This is a genomic window from Salinibacterium sp. SWN248 (assembly GCF_015864575.1).
Classification (GTDB): Bacteria; Actinomycetota; Actinomycetes; order Actinomycetales; family Microbacteriaceae; genus Rhodoglobus.
Genome location: NZ_JADYWW010000001.1, coordinates 1,047,791 through 1,061,221, shown reverse-complemented (window position 1 = coordinate 1,061,221; position 13,431 = coordinate 1,047,791). Strand labels below are relative to the sequence as shown.

General features: G+C 61.1%; 13 protein-coding genes. 6 read left to right on the top strand and 7 right to left on the bottom strand.

All coding sequences use genetic code 11. The features are described from left to right. The first annotated feature begins 4 nt into the window (after window positions 1-4). The gene (locus I6E73_RS05030; RefSeq protein WP_197123564.1) at window positions 5-1,303 is read left to right on the top strand and encodes a hypothetical protein; all 1,299 of its coding nucleotides are present in this window, start codon (window positions 5-7) and stop codon (window positions 1,301-1,303) included. A gap of 78 nt (window positions 1,304-1,381) precedes the next feature. Here I6E73_RS05030 and I6E73_RS05025 read toward each other — a convergent pair whose 3' ends face one another. Next, window positions 1,382-1,663 (bottom strand): iron-sulfur cluster assembly accessory protein, encoded by a 282-nt coding sequence (locus I6E73_RS05025; RefSeq protein ID WP_197106235.1) that lies wholly within the window; start codon window positions 1,661-1,663, stop codon window positions 1,382-1,384. 201 nt (window positions 1,664-1,864) lie between these two features. On the opposite strand from I6E73_RS05025, the gene nhaA reads away from it, so the two are divergent. Together nhaA and pdxH are read left to right on the top strand one after the other, a co-directional pair. Then, window positions 1,865-3,172: a Na+/H+ antiporter NhaA gene (gene nhaA, locus I6E73_RS05020; protein ID WP_307784225.1), complete on the top strand. Its 1,308-nt coding sequence runs from the start codon at window positions 1,865-1,867 to the stop codon at window positions 3,170-3,172. Window positions 3,173-3,209: 37 nt separating this feature from the next. Then, window positions 3,210-3,851: a pyridoxamine 5'-phosphate oxidase gene (gene pdxH / locus I6E73_RS05015; RefSeq protein WP_197123562.1), complete on the top strand. Its 642-nt coding sequence runs from the start codon at window positions 3,210-3,212 to the stop codon at window positions 3,849-3,851. Between the two features lie 143 nt (window positions 3,852-3,994). On the opposite strand, the gene I6E73_RS05010 is transcribed toward pdxH, so the two are convergent. Both I6E73_RS05010 and I6E73_RS05005 read right to left on the bottom strand, forming a co-directional pair. Next, window positions 3,995-5,212, bottom strand: coding sequence for an ammonium transporter (locus tag I6E73_RS05010; RefSeq protein WP_197106237.1), 1,218 nt, complete (start codon window positions 5,210-5,212; stop codon window positions 3,995-3,997). A 224-nt stretch (window positions 5,213-5,436) separates the two neighbouring features. Continuing rightward, entirely contained in the window at window positions 5,437-6,333 is an 897-nt protein-coding gene (locus tag I6E73_RS05005; protein ID WP_197123560.1) for an SDR family oxidoreductase, read from the bottom strand. Window positions 6,334-6,468: 135 nt separating this feature from the next. Here I6E73_RS05005 and I6E73_RS05000 point away from each other — a divergent pair, with 135 nt between their 5' ends. From I6E73_RS05000 to I6E73_RS04990, 3 genes are all read left to right on the top strand, one after another. Further along, the gene (locus I6E73_RS05000) at window positions 6,469-6,765 is read left to right on the top strand and encodes a hypothetical protein (RefSeq protein ID WP_197109590.1); all 297 of its coding nucleotides are present in this window, start codon (window positions 6,469-6,471) and stop codon (window positions 6,763-6,765) included. 85 nt (window positions 6,766-6,850) lie between these two features. Beyond that, window positions 6,851-7,549 carry an ABC transporter ATP-binding protein gene (locus I6E73_RS04995; protein WP_197123558.1) on the top strand — a complete coding sequence of 233 codons (699 nt, stop codon included), beginning with the start codon at window positions 6,851-6,853 and terminating at the stop codon, window positions 7,547-7,549. Then, window positions 7,546-8,853 carry an ABC transporter permease gene (locus I6E73_RS04990; RefSeq protein ID WP_197123556.1) on the top strand — a complete coding sequence of 436 codons (1,308 nt, stop codon included), beginning with the start codon at window positions 7,546-7,548 and terminating at the stop codon, window positions 8,851-8,853. Before I6E73_RS04995 ends, I6E73_RS04990 begins: the two co-directional genes overlap by 4 nt. Here I6E73_RS04990 and I6E73_RS04985 read toward each other — a convergent pair. From I6E73_RS04985 to I6E73_RS04970, 4 genes are all read right to left on the bottom strand, one after another. Next, a complete protein-coding gene (locus I6E73_RS04985) occupies window positions 8,816-9,235 on the bottom strand; it encodes a hypothetical protein (RefSeq protein WP_197123554.1) in 420 nt (139 codons plus the stop codon). The two genes, I6E73_RS04990 and I6E73_RS04985, sit on opposite strands and share 38 nt — an antisense overlap. A gap of 93 nt (window positions 9,236-9,328) precedes the next feature. Further along, window positions 9,329-10,000: a hypothetical protein gene (locus I6E73_RS04980; RefSeq protein WP_197123552.1), complete on the bottom strand. Its 672-nt coding sequence runs from the start codon at window positions 9,998-10,000 to the stop codon at window positions 9,329-9,331. Window positions 10,001-10,057: 57 nt separating this feature from the next. Then, on the bottom strand, window positions 10,058-10,525 hold the full coding sequence (locus tag I6E73_RS04975) for a plastocyanin/azurin family copper-binding protein (RefSeq protein ID WP_197109586.1): 468 nt from the start codon (window positions 10,523-10,525) through the stop codon (window positions 10,058-10,060). Between the two features lie 240 nt (window positions 10,526-10,765). Further along, window positions 10,766-13,423: an HAD-IC family P-type ATPase gene (locus I6E73_RS04970; RefSeq protein WP_197123550.1), complete on the bottom strand. Its 2,658-nt coding sequence runs from the start codon at window positions 13,421-13,423 to the stop codon at window positions 10,766-10,768. Window positions 13,424-13,431: the final 8 nt, after the last annotated feature.

Below are 13,431 nucleotides of genomic sequence, written 5' to 3'. Positions count from 1 at the left end.
GTGCATGGTGCCTCACGCCCTGCCCCTCCTCGTCGCCACCGACACCGCCGAACTCGTGCGCGGCACCACGATCGCCGTCGCCACTGTCGTCGTGCTCGTGCTGGCGATCGGGGTTATCGCTTTCGTCGTCTTGTTTCGTCGCGGAGGCGACCGCGGCATTCGGGGAACGTCGTCGCAGTCGGCCTTGGAATCTCGCGCGGCCAGTCGGTTGGTGACGCTGGACGATCGGGTGCGCGAGGCCGACTACGAACTCGGTTTTGCGGTGGCCCAGTTCGGCGCCGCAGCCTCCCGCGACTTCGCGAGTGCTCTTGCCGAAGCGCGCGGCCAGCTCACGGAAGCCTTTCGACTCGGCCAGCAGCGTGACGACGTCTCCGCGACGGCCGACCATGTGCGCCGCCGCATCACCCTGCAGATGACAGCCCTGTGCGAACAGGCACTCGCGAAGCTCGATCGCTTCGATACCGCCTTCACTGAGCGGCGCCAGAGCGAGGTGGGCGCAGCGGAGACAGAACAGCAATTGCGAGCCCGATTGACGGCCGTGCGGTTGCGGCAGACCGCGGCGCAGGACACAGTCGCGGAGCTCGCAACCACCTACGCTGAGTCAGCGGTAAAAGCTGCACGTCACCACCTCGATACAGCGAGCACCACCCTCGATGAGAGCGAGACAGCGCTGGATGCCGCAGCTCCCGGCATCAGCCCCACCGGAGTCAACGCGGTCACCGACACCCTCCACACCGCAGCCACTGCTCTGCATCGCGCTGATCGCGCCGTGTCTGCTGCCGAGAGCGCCCTCAACGAACTACCCCAAGCCGACGCTGCGGTGACTCGGATGCGCTCGGACAGCGCGAGCGACCTGCTCGAAGCGCGGGTGGCACGAGAGACTGCTCCCGATCCCGAGAGTGGAGCGCGCATTGTGACTGCAATCGCCGCCAACGAAAGGGCGCTCGAGCAGACGGCGCCGGCATCCGGAGTTCTTCATGATCCGTTTGAGCAGTTGGCCCTGCTCGGGGATGCTGCTGCTGAGTTAGATACGGCTCTTGCGACGGCGCGTAACCAGCAACAGCGGTTTGAACACGCACGCGCGGCCTACCAAGGGACCCTGGTGGCAGCGCGGAGTCAGATCTCCGTCGTGCACGAGCTTGTAGGACGCAGCGGCGCAAGTGCGCGCGCCCGCACTCGACTAGCAGAGGCGGAGCGCCAGCTCATGATCGCTGAAGCTGAGACTGATCCGGTTGAAGCATTGGATGCTATTCGCCGGTCGGTTACTCATGCTCGCGATGCTGACGCTCTCGCCCGCTACTAGGTACAGAATTCAATCGACCGCGCGCCGACGAATTCTGGTCTAGCTACAATCTGGTTTAGCTACAGAAGTAGTGGCTAATCAAGCGTTGTCGACAATGGCGAAGTTCACTGCGCCGTTCTCGCCCACGCTGGCATCGAGCGTCTTGTCGCTCAATGCGACCGAGGCGTTCTCTTCAAGAAAAACGCGGGCGCCGTCAGCTTCGACGACAGAGTCGCCAGCCTCGGGTGCCGCAACGACGGCAACGGTGAGGTTAGGGGCACCAGGTTCCCCATTAATGCGGAGGCCCGAGGCTTCCGTATTGGGGTCCTGCTCGACGATCGTCTTGACGACCGTGGTGGCTGTTTCGGTGAGGGTGAGCATATGTTCGTCCTTCCAGGTTCAGCGAGATGAAACCCCCACGCTTCCTTAGTGAGTGGCCGTCAGCAAGCCTGAGGCGTGATTCTGAGACAACTCCCATGGTCAGTGGAGCGCATGGTCAGGCCCGCGGCCTTTCCGTGCACTCCCTCAGGCGCACACCCGGTAGAATTGCGAGCGGAGTGCCGGGAAGTCTGGTCGGCGATTGTGTCGGCGACCCCGCTGACGAACCTCAACGTCTGGAATTTTGTGACCACATCCGTCAAGAAACTGAGCCCCCGCAAGCGAGTACGCCGGTGGGTCACCATGGAGACCACCAGCGGCGTGCTGCTGATGGTAGCCGCAGCGATCGCCCTCATCTGGGCCAATTCGCCGTGGCGTGACGGCTATGCAGCTCTTGCCGAGACCACCATCGGCCCTGAATCTCTTCACCTGAATCTCTCGCTGGCGACCTGGGCTGCAGACGGCCTGCTCGCGATCTTCTTCTTCGTGGTGGGCGTCGAGCTTAAGCAGGAGCTTGTTGCTGGCAGCCTGCGCAAACCGCGCGAAGCCGCCGTTCCTGTCTTTGCTGCAATCGGCGGGATGCTCTTTCCCGCGCTCCTCTTCACGCTGATCATCCTCGTCTCGGGCGACTCGACTGCGCTCGGAGGCTGGGCGATTCCCACCGCCACCGACATTGCGTTCGCCCTCGCAGTGCTCGCGATCTTCGGTCGCGGACTCCCCCGCGCCCTGCGCACCTTCCTGCTCACGATGGCTGTCGTCGATGACCTGCTCGCGATCATCATCATTGCCCTCTTCTACACAGAGAGCATCGACCTCCTCTCGCTGCTGTTCTCACTCATCGCGATCGTTCTGTTCGGCTTCGTGGTTCGCTCACGCAAGCCTCGCTGGTGGCTGCTGGTTCCCCTTGCGCTCGTTGCCTGGGCATTCATGCACGATTCCGGAGTTCACGCGACTATCGCAGGCGTCGTTCTCGGCTTCACTGTTCCAGCGAAACTCATCCACGGAGAGAAAGACACTCGCACGCACGCGTTCGACGATGCGGTCCGCCCCACGTCATCCGGAATCGCGCTGCCCGTCTTCGCCTTCTTCGCCGCCGGAGTTTCCCTCGGTGGTGATGGTGAAAGCGTCAGCGACGTAATTGTGCAGCCCGTTGTCGCTGCCATCATCGTCGGGCTGGTGGTCGGAAAGATCATCGGAGTGCTCGGCACGACCGCTCTCATCACCAAGGTGACAAAGTTCCGTCTCGCCGACTCGATCGGGTTGCGAGACCTGTTGCCCATCGGATTCCTCACGGGAATCGGCTTCACTGTCTCCCTGCTCATCGCAGAGCTCTCCTTCCCCGACAGCGAACACACCACTGGTGCAAAACTTGCCATTCTCATCGGCACGGGTCTCGCGGCAATCCTCGCCGCGATCAGCCTCCGCTGGGATTCTCGACTCGCACGCAAGCGCGACATGAACGAGGACGGCATCCCCGACCGCAACAAGGCCCTCATCGAAGACGAGGACTAACCAGCGCGCCTCACGCACGCTGTCGAAAGGATGCACCGTGTCCGACCCTTTGAGCACCCACACCGACTACGGTCAACAGCCGCTCAATGATTCGGACGTGCTCGCTGACCCCATAGAGCAGTTCCGCCTCTGGCTAGCAAATGCCAGCGAAGCGAATGTCTACGAACCCAATGCGATGGTGCTGTCGACCGTTGACGCCGACGGCTCCCCCAGTAGCCGCACCGTGCTGCTGCGCGCCATCGACAACACGGGATTCGAGTTCTTTACGAACTACAGCTCTATCAAGGGCCGCGCACTGCTCGCGAACCCGGCAGCAGCGCTTGTTTTCCCCTGGTATTCGATCCACCGGCAAGTGCTCGTGCAAGGAATAGCTCGGCCCATCGCCACAGCCCTCTCAGACGCCTACTTCGCCACGCGACCGCGAGGCAGCCAGATCGCGGCGCACGCCAGCGAACAATCGCAACCCATCGCATCCCGTGCACTGCTCGAAGAACGTGTGATCGAACTTGAAGCCGAGTTCGAGGGCCGCGATGTGCCCCGCCCTGATGACTGGGGCGGTTTCATGGTGCACGCCACCACGATCGAGTTCTGGCAGGGTCGCAGTTCACGCCTCCACGACCGCGTGCGCTTCACGCGCGCCGCCTCTGGCAACTGGGAGCGGATGCGGTTGCAGCCCTAACCTGCCTCGACGACGCGCACGCGTGCGCACGACGAAACCCCGCTTCCCCTGGCATGGACCAGAGGGCGCGGGGTTTGTTCGTTAACCACCAAAAGAGGGACACAGTTGCGATAACAACTGTGCCCCTCCCGAGGTTGTGGGTTCTACTTAGCCGATACAGTTTCCTGCGTCGACAGTGCATAACCCGACTCGCCGTGGACGGCGAGGTCGATACCAGCAATTTCTTCTTCCGAAGTAACGCGGAATCCGATGGTCTTCTGAATCGCGGTTCCGATCAACCAGGACATTACGAAGGAGAAGATTGCTACGGCGAGCACGCTGATCGTCTGAACGGCGAGCTGTCCTGCATCTCCACCAGTGAAGAGTCCGGTGTCGGTGGCGAAGAAGCCAAGGTAGATGGTTCCGATGACGCCGGCGACGAGGTGGAGTCCCACTACGTCGAGCGAGTCATCGAAGCCGAGGTTGTACTTGAGCTCGATAGCGAGAGCACACACGGCACCGGCGACAAGACCGAGAACCAAGGCCCAACCAGGCGTCAGGTTTGCACAAGCGGGGGTGATGGCAACGAGACCAGCAACAACACCCGATACGGCGCCAACTGCGGTGGCCTTACCCGTGCGGAGCTTCTCAACAACGATCCAACCGAGGATTGCTGCGGCAGGAGCGGCGAGCGTGTTGAACACGATCAGGCCGGCCTCGTCTGGATCGCTAGACGCACCAGCGTTAAATCCAAACCAACCGAACCAGAGCAGTGCTGCACCGATAAGGACGAGAGGAACGTTGTGAGGCTGGGTGATGTTCTTGTTGAAACCAACACGCTTGCCGAGCACCAGGGCGAGTCCGAGAGCAGCTGCACCAGCGTTGATGTGAACGGCGGTACCACCGGCGTAGTCGATAACTGCAGGAAGGCCACCGAGGCTATCTCCGAGGTTCTGGATCCAGCCACCGCCCCATACCCATGCAGCAACGGGGAAGTAAACGAGCGTTGCCCACACACCGGTGTAGATCATCCAGGGTCCGAAGCGAGCACGGTCTGCGATGGCACCGGAGATAAGTGCGGTGGTGATGATGGCGAAGGTTCCACCGAATGCAACAACGAGGAGGTCAGAGCCGGCGACGCCTTCTTGACCGAAGTTGCTGAACGGGTTGCCGGCGAACGACCAGACCGATCCGTCGATCGAGCTCATGTTTGCACCGATGAGGATCCAGAGAACGGCAACAAGGCCGAGCGATCCGAAGCTCATCATCATCATGCTGACTACTGACTTCTCTTTTACGAGTCCACCGTAAAAGAATGCCAAACCGGGGGTCATGAGCAGCACTAATGCAGTGCTAATGAGTACCCATACGACTGTATCCATCTCAACCTCTTTCGCTTTGTGCGCCCTGTGCACACGGATGCTTTTGCGGATTGTCAGTGAGTGTCGGGTTATTCCACTCCCACTGACCCGCACGACAAAGCATCCCGTCTTAGCGTTTCGTTAGACCCTCAGTTATGTTTCGGGAACGTTAAACGTGACCGTTGGGTGTTACGTAAAGGTTTCAAGAAGCCAAACGTATTCGGTGAATCCAGCCGCACACGTGGCTAAGGCGTCGGAATTCCACCATTCGCGTTGAGGGTTTCGCCGATGACATAGCTCGATTCAGCTGACGCTAGGAACACGTACGCTGGCGCCATTTCAGCGGGCTGACCGACTCGCCCAAGAGGGGTATCGTGCCCGAAGCTGGCGATTTTCTCCTGAGGCTGTCCATCTGACACCTGCAACGGTGTCCAGACTGGCCCCGGAGCAACCGCGTTGACTCGAATACCGCGTTCAGCCAGCTGAGCCGCTGTTGCCTTCGTGAACGAATTGATCGCGGCCTTCGTCGAGGCGTAATCGACAAGCACCGGTGATGGCTTGTAGGCCTGAACGGAAGTGGTGTTGATAATTGTGGAGCCCGCCGGCAAATGTTCGAGTGCGGCCTTCGTGATCCAGAACATTGCATAGACATTTGTCTTGAACGTCTGATCGAATGCCTCGTCGGTGAGATCTTCCAGCTTGGTGCAAAAGACCTGTTTTCCCGCATTGTTCACGAGAGTATCGAGGCCGCCCAATTTTTCAGCAGCGCCTGCGACGAGGGTGCGGCAGGCTTCCGCGTTCGAGATATCGCCAGGGAAGAGGTGGGCTTGCTGCCCGGCATCCCGAATGAGCGCTGCAATGCGCTCGGCATCGCTCTGTTCGCTCGGGAGATAGGAGAGGGCGATATCGGCGCCTTCGCGCGCGAACGCAATTGCGACAGCGCCCCCGATTCCCGAGTCGGCACCCGTAATGAGTGCCCGGCGGCCCGAAAGGCGGCCGCTGCCGCGATAACTGTCTTCGCCAAGGTCAGCGAGCGGATTCAACTCTGAGTCAAGACCGGGTTCCGGCTGATGCTGCTTCGGAGGCGAAACCTTCTCGAAGCGAGTGGTGGGATCAACGAAGGTGTATTGGTCGTGTGCCATGGTCTCCCTTTTCTCACAAGTGGCTAGCGCGGTGGCGCCACTCTCACTGTAGAAAAGAATTGCTCAGCATCCCCTCAATTCCATCGGACCATGATGCTTTTCCCAGCGAGCACAGAGAGAACGTAGAGTTGGCGGATGCACGACGACGCGCCAGCAGGCATGCCCGACAACGCCACTCCCCCAGCGAAGCCCTCCCTCGTGAAGGCACGCATCCGCCAACTCACCACTCCGTGGTGGCGACTGGTGTGGCTCATCGGCGGGCTCATCTGGGCCGTGGTGTTTAACGTCATCTATGTAAACACTGGCGGAGATCAGGAATGGTGGGGCGTCGCATCCGTGGTGCCCATTGCCCTGCTGCTTGTCGACGTGCTGCGCATCGAACGACTCGAGCGTGCTGCTGAGCAGAAACGCCAAGCAGCGCTCAAGAAGTAGACGGCAGAAGATACTTCTCTCGCCGTAGGCCGGTGACTCCCCTCGGCTGACTCGCTCAGCACCAAAGTCAGCGAGACTGGGGCGTATGACTACCCCCATCATCCGCGTCAAGGATGTCCACAAGTCCTACGGCAAAGGCCCTAACCGCTTTGACGCCCTCAAAGGTGTCACCTTCGACATCAACGAGGGCGAGAGCGTCGCGATCATCGGCAAGAGCGGATCGGGAAAGTCGACCCTCATGCACGTGCTTGCGCTTCTTGATGCCCCGACCGCCGGAACGGTCGAGCTTGAAGGGATCGACACCAGCACGTTGAAGGGCAAGAAGCTCAATCGTGCGCGCAACAAGACGTTCGGATTTGTGTTCCAACAGTTCTTTCTCACCGCCAACATCTCCGTTCTGGAGAACGTGATGCTCCCGATGAAGATTGCCGGGGTGCGCCGCAGCGAGCGGAAGGCACGCGCGCACACCGCTCTTGAGCAATTGGAGATGGATGACAAAGCGTCGAACAAGGCCGTCAACCTGTCGGGCGGTCAGAAGCAACGTTCGGTGATCGCCCGCGCGCTCGTGAACAACCCGCGCATCATTTTCGCGGATGAACCCACCGGAAACTTGGACACCGCGACGGGAGGCAATGTCGAAGACATTCTCTTCGCACTCAACCGCGACAAGGGCATCACCCTCATTGTCGTCACTCACGATGATGAGTTGGCTGCCCGCTGCGATCGCCGCATTTACATTCGCGACGGACTCCTCGTGAACGACACCACGGAGGTGGCCGCATGAACGCCCTCGACCTGATCGGCACCGCCGCATCCAATACGTTCCGCTCGAAGACCCGCACCGTTCTGACGATCCTCGCGATCTTCGTCGGTGCTTTCACGCTCACCATCACCAACGGCCTCGGCACGGGCATCAATCGCTACATCGATGACACGGTGACCTCGATCGGCGCGGAAGATGTTATGACCGTGTCAGTAAGCCAAGACGCCAACACCGGCTTCGCAGATAGCTCTGGGCCCGCCGAATACGACCCCGATGCGATTGCCAGCGACGGCTTCAACCGCCCCGGCTCCACCGTGGTGGCCCTCACCCCCGACGATCTAGAGACGCTCGCCAGCATTGACGGCGTGCTCGATGTTGAGGCAACCAAGTCGATTTCTCCTAACTGGATTCAGTCAGGCGACGGCCCCCAGTACCTGACCTCCGTGGGCGGACTCGTTGATGGCCAGACCGTGCAGCTCGCAGCCGGCACGGCCCCCTCCGCCGATTCGGATGCCTTCGAACTGAATGTGCCGATCTCCTATGTGGAATCGCTCGGCTTCGCCGACGCGGATGCCGCGGTGGGCCAGACCCTGACGATCGCGATCACTGACGCGGAACGCACCCAGCATCTCGTCGACGCGACCATCGTAGGCGTGGCCGAAGAAAGCATCGCCGCCACTGGTGCCGGTGGACTGGTCGTGAATGACGCGCTGACCGACGAGCTGTACTCGACGCAGAACATCGGAATCGCGCTCGATGAGCAAGAGCGCTACGCCCAGGCGAGCATCCGCTTCGATGCTGCCGCGACGGATGCCGATGTCACGGCTCTCAAGGAACGCCTCACCGATGCCGGCTACACCGGCACGACCGTGGCCGACCAGCTCGGAACGTTCAAGACCATCATCGACGCCATCGTGCTCGTGCTGAACGCCTTCGCCATCATCGCCCTGCTGGCAGCAAGCTTCGGCATCGTGAACACCCTCTTCATGTCAGTGCAGGAACGCACCCGCGAAATCGGTCTCATGAAAGCTATGGGAATGGGCGGCGGCAAGATCTTCGGGCTCTTCAGCCTCGAAGCTGTCATCATCGGCTTCCTCGGGAGCGCGATCGGTGTCGGCATCGGGATGCTCGTCGGAACAGGCATCAGTTCGGTGCTCGCCGGGGCACTCCTCGCTGACCTCCCGGGGCTTACACTGATTGCCTTCGACCCACTATCGGTCACCGTGATCATCTTCGTCGTCATGGCCATCGCGTTCCTCGCGGGCACCCTGCCCGCGGCCCGCGCCGCTAAGGCCGACCCGGTTGAGTCTTTGCGCTACGAGTAAGCAGTGCCACCGCGACGCCGCCGATTAGCGCGAAGCCCTGAGCGATGACTGCCATCACCTTGTCGGAATACCAGACAGGCTCGTAGATGACGGGAAGCCCAATTGCACTCAGGTCCAATGGAACATAAACGGATGCCACCAAGAGTGCAAGGCCGCCCGCCGCGATCACTGCCACGACCAGCCCGGTCCACCAGCGGTACACCGCCAGGACCAGAACGGCCGCGAGGATATTCATCACGCCCTGGATGCGGAACAACGCGCCCTGGCTGACGAGCGAGCCGACAATGGCATCGAACGGAGTCGCGAGAATAAAGTGCACGTAGGCGTTAACCAGCAACGCGAGTGCGATCCAAATCCGTGCCGCAATACTGAAAATCTTCATGTACTTGCCCTTTCTCTCCACAACTTCCCGGAAACAATGAAACCGGCGGGGAACGATTCGATCGCTCCCCGCCGGCTCACTCGTGAATTGGTTTTACTGAATACCCTTGTTGGCTGCAATTCCGCCAGCGAGAGCAGTTGCCGTCATCGGCATGTGTCCAGCAGCTTCCTTCAGCAGCGCGAAGTAGGCAGGGTCACCGGCGATGTTGGCGTCAATCGCTGCAACGAGCGATGAAGCGTGCGTCTCAAGGCCGGCCTGTACATCTTCAGCCGAGAGCTCAGGAACAACCGAATTCATCAGCTGCCCGAACGACACTGCGTAGCCGCCGAGATCTGACATTGCCTGGTCGATGCCAGCCTGGTCATCCGTCGCCTTCGCGACTGCATAGTTCACGAAGAACGGGATGTGCGAGCGCCAAGAATCGAGGAACGGCTGCTCGGCATCGGGGTAGGCCGAGCCCACGAGGGCTGCGATCTCGACCGAGTTGGTGTCGAGCGTTTCGACTGCTCCGGCAACATCGGCCGTCGTAAGGTCGCCACCATCGGCGAGCGCCTGGTCGATGGCTGCACCGGCGAGGTAGACGTGGTCAGCGAGCAGGGCCGTTAGCGATGCACGCAGTGCGGAGCCGTCACTGTTTACTGTGTCGACGACCATCGAAGAGTTGCTCTCATCAGTGGTGGCCGGAGCCTCTGTAGCTGCCGAGCAGCCCGAGAGTGTAAGTGCCGCTGCGAGTCCGAGACCGGTGATTGCTGTGAATTTACGCATTGTTTCTTCTCCTTGTTGATGTTTTTTTGTTGGTGGTGCGTTGTGTCGTGCGGGTTCTTACGGTTCGACCGTGACGGTTGCGTTCATGGTCAAGTGCGGTTGGCAGTAGTACGAGTACTCGCCGGGTTCGTCGAAGGTATAGGAGAACGTGTCGCCCTCCTGGCCCTTCGGAGCTAGGTCGTGGTCGAAGAGGCCGTCTGGTGTTTGCGTCCCGCGGAGACCGGTTGACTCGTTGACGTCGCCCCAAGCTCCGGAGGTAACGGTGTGACCGATCGTTTCGCCGTTCTGCCACGTAACCGTCGTACCGACCTTGACGGTGAGATCCTTCGGCATGAATTTCAGGCCGATAGTCGTGACAACGTTTTCGTCGGTTTCGGCGGGCTGTTCGCTCCCGCTCGTCTCGGACGGCGTCGTTGCGGACGGTTGAGAACCTGCACATCCCGAGAGCGCAATGAGAAGTGCAGGCAAGATGAGCGCACCTGCGAGGGTGGCTTTCGGTGCCCGAAGTGTTCTGGTGAGTGACATGTAGATGATTCGGCGCCCAAAGCTAAATGGTTTGGTATCAATTTCTCGGGCGCAGAAAAAGCTTGGCAGGGAAGCGAACAGGAATTCTGAACAGCCCCAGGCGAGCGACTCCCGGAAGGAGGTCAGCGAAGCCGTTGTGCTTGCTGTCGGGTATTTACGCAGAGTCCCGAGGGCTGCTCGGCCTTCCGTCTCTTGCTCTATCTGGAGAGGGGAAATCGATAGTGGCCCCAGGCGTAGCGCTCACAATCGTGTTCGCCCCGCCAAAACCCGGCGCACAAGCTTTTCGACCTCGATGAAGATCAGCACGGTCGACGCGGCGGCTGCGCAGCCCACCCACTCCCCGAGCGTGAGCGGCACGAGTTGCAGCACGCTGGCGCTGACCGGCCACGTCATCACAAGCCACTGCAGCCCGAGCGAGCCGAGGGCGGTCGCAACAAGGAACGGGTTGCTGAACGGACTGATAGTGAACAGCGAGCGTCGCTCGGTACGCGCACTACCTGCTTGGAAGAAGCTCATCAGCACAAACACCGTCATCGTGATCGTGCGCACGTGATCCAGTTCATAGCCTGCGGCGAGCGCCATCTGGAATGTGATGATCAACACGGTCGCCATCCAGCTCGACGACATCACGGTGCGCACCCACAACTCACGCGACAGGATCCCCTCGTGCGCTGCCCGCGGCCTCCGCCGAAGCTCATCCCCCTCCGCAGGCTCGAACGCGAGCGCGACATCTTGCAGGCCGCTCGTGACAACGTTGATCCACAACACCTGCACCGGGATAAGCAGCAGTGGCTGATCGAAAAAGAAGCTGATAGCGACGGCCAGCATGATTCCGAAGCCAGTCGACAGCAGAAAGAACGTTGATTTGCGGATGGCCGAGAACACGATGCGGCCCTGCCGAACCGCCTCGACAACGGTGGCAAAACGGTCATCGGTGAGCACGACATCCGCAGCTTCTCGCGCAACGTCAGTGCCCGTCTTGCCCATCGCAACACCGATAGCGGCCGCTTTCAGCGCGGGGGCGTCGTTCACGCCGTCCCCCGTTACTGCGACCGTTTCCCCCGTGGCTTGCAACGCCTGAACAACGCGAAGTTTATCTGACGGCGAAACACGCGCGACAACGCCGGCATGGGCTACCCGGTCAGCCAGCGCAGCATCGTCGAGGTCATCGAGTTGGGCCCCCGTGATTACATCGTCACAGTCGGCGATACCGAGTCGTCGTGCGATCGTAGTGGCCGTCAACGGGTGGTCACCCGTGACCATGATGACGCGGATCCCCGCCCCAACACAGAGGGCGATCGACTCGAGGGCCTCCGCTCGCGGAGGATCGGTGAGAGCAACAAGGCCGAGCAGCTGGAGCTTGCTGGGGTGCGGAAGTTCCGGACCCGTGAGCTCGTTGTGTTCCACACTTCGACAGGCGATTGCCAACACGCGGTAACCATCGCTGGCCAGGTCAGCCTGGGCGTCGTACACCCGCTGGCGTGCGGTCGCATCGAGGGAGCCTCCCCCGGCCTCCTCGCTACACATCGAGAGCACGAGCTCCGGCGCGCCCTTGACGTAAAGCATGAGTGCCGCATCCGTCTCCCGCTGGTCGTTACGGCGCAGCGACTGTGAATAACGGTTCTGTGGTTCGTACGGCAGCCGTGCCACTTGATCGGGCTCGTCATCGTCACTCGTGACGCCAAGCGAGCGAGCGAGCACTGCAAGCGCAACATCGACGGCATCACCGATGAAACCGCCTTCGTCATCATCGCGCGAGTGTGCCTCGTTCACGAGGGCACCCGCCATGATGAGATCGTGCAGCACCCCACTCGGCTCGTAACGCATGCCCTCGACCTCAATGACCCCGCGATCTGGCACCCACACCCGCTCGACGGCGAGGCGGTTTTGGGTGAGCGTACCCGTCTTGTCGCTCGCAATCACCGTCGTCGAGCCGAGCGTTTCGGCGGCCGGCAGCGTGCGCACGATCGCGCCCTGGGTTGCCATCCGGCGCACTCCGAGTGCCAGCGCGACCGTCATCACGACGGGCAACGCCTCAGGGATGGTTGCTACCGCCATGGCGATCGCCGATAGTAAGACTGATTCGAGTTCTTCGCCGAGCAACAGACCAGTGGCGATCACCGCGATGGCAACGACTGCCACAAAAACTCCAATGCGGCGTTCGAGACTGTTGATGCTCCGCTGGAGTGGCGTTCTCTCCGGGCGGGTTTGGATCAGTTCGTTTATCCGCCCCAGCTCTGTGTCGCGTCCCGTCGCGACGACCACGCCACGAGCACGGCCAGATGTGACGAACGTACCGCTGTAGAGCATCCCGCGGCGGTCGGCCGTCGCCGCATGCACGGGAACCGCGTCAGGAGTTTTGTGAACCTGCTCCGACTCCCCCGTGAGCATCGATTCATCAACCTGAAGCGCGTGAGCATCAACAATTCTGACATCTGCGGTTACCTGTTCACCGCTCTCCAGCGTGACAACATCACCGCGAACGAGATCCACCGCTCGAAGACGGATGACGTGGCCGTCCCGCAGAGCGCGTGCCCGTGGAACAGCGAGCGAGGCGAGGGCTCGCATTTCTCGCTCGGCCCGGGTCTCTTCCCAAAAACCAATCGAGGCATTCAGCACGAGCACAATGAGAATGGCGGTCGAGTCGACCCAATCTTGCTGCAGCAGCGTAATCGTCGCGGCCAACAACAGGATCGCGATTAGCGGCGAGCGAAACTGTCGCAATGCCACCACTATGGCGGGCGTTGGCTTGCGCACTTCCAACCGATTCGGCCCATACTCGGCTTGCCGTTCGGCGGCCTCGGCGGTGCTCAGCCCCTGCGCGCTCGACTTCAGACGAACAAACGCCTCAGCAGAATCGAGCGCGTGCCACGGTTCCTCCGACACGCCTGTTGTCATAGCCCCAC

Bases quoted from the DNA above. Each gene is read 5' to 3' on its own strand.
- I6E73_RS04980 (WP_197123552.1), bottom strand. From the start codon at position 10,000: ATGCGTAAATTCACAGCAATCACCGGTCTCGGACTCGCAGCGGCACTT.
- I6E73_RS05025 (WP_197106235.1), bottom strand. From the start codon at position 1,663: ATGCTCACCCTCACCGAAACAGCCACCACGGTCGTCAAGACGATCGTC.
- I6E73_RS04985 (WP_197123554.1), bottom strand. From the start codon at position 9,235: ATGAAGATTTTCAGTATTGCGGCACGGATTTGGATCGCACTCGCGTTG.
- I6E73_RS05005 (WP_197123560.1), bottom strand. From the start codon at position 6,333: ATGGCACACGACCAATACACCTTCGTTGATCCCACCACTCGCTTCGAG.
- I6E73_RS05010 (WP_197106237.1), bottom strand. From the start codon at position 5,212: ATGGATACAGTCGTATGGGTACTCATTAGCACTGCATTAGTGCTGCTC.
- I6E73_RS04970 (WP_197123550.1), bottom strand. From the start codon at position 13,423: ATGACAACAGGCGTGTCGGAGGAACCGTGGCACGCGCTCGATTCTGCT.
- I6E73_RS05000 (WP_197109590.1), top strand. From the start codon at position 6,469: ATGCACGACGACGCGCCAGCAGGCATGCCCGACAACGCCACTCCCCCA.
- I6E73_RS04990 (WP_197123556.1), top strand. From the start codon at position 7,546: ATGAACGCCCTCGACCTGATCGGCACCGCCGCATCCAATACGTTCCGC.
- I6E73_RS05030 (WP_197123564.1), top strand. From the start codon at position 5: ATGGTGCCTCACGCCCTGCCCCTCCTCGTCGCCACCGACACCGCCGAA.
- I6E73_RS04995 (WP_197123558.1), top strand. From the start codon at position 6,851: ATGACTACCCCCATCATCCGCGTCAAGGATGTCCACAAGTCCTACGGC.
- I6E73_RS04975 (WP_197109586.1), bottom strand. From the start codon at position 10,525: ATGTCACTCACCAGAACACTTCGGGCACCGAAAGCCACCCTCGCAGGT.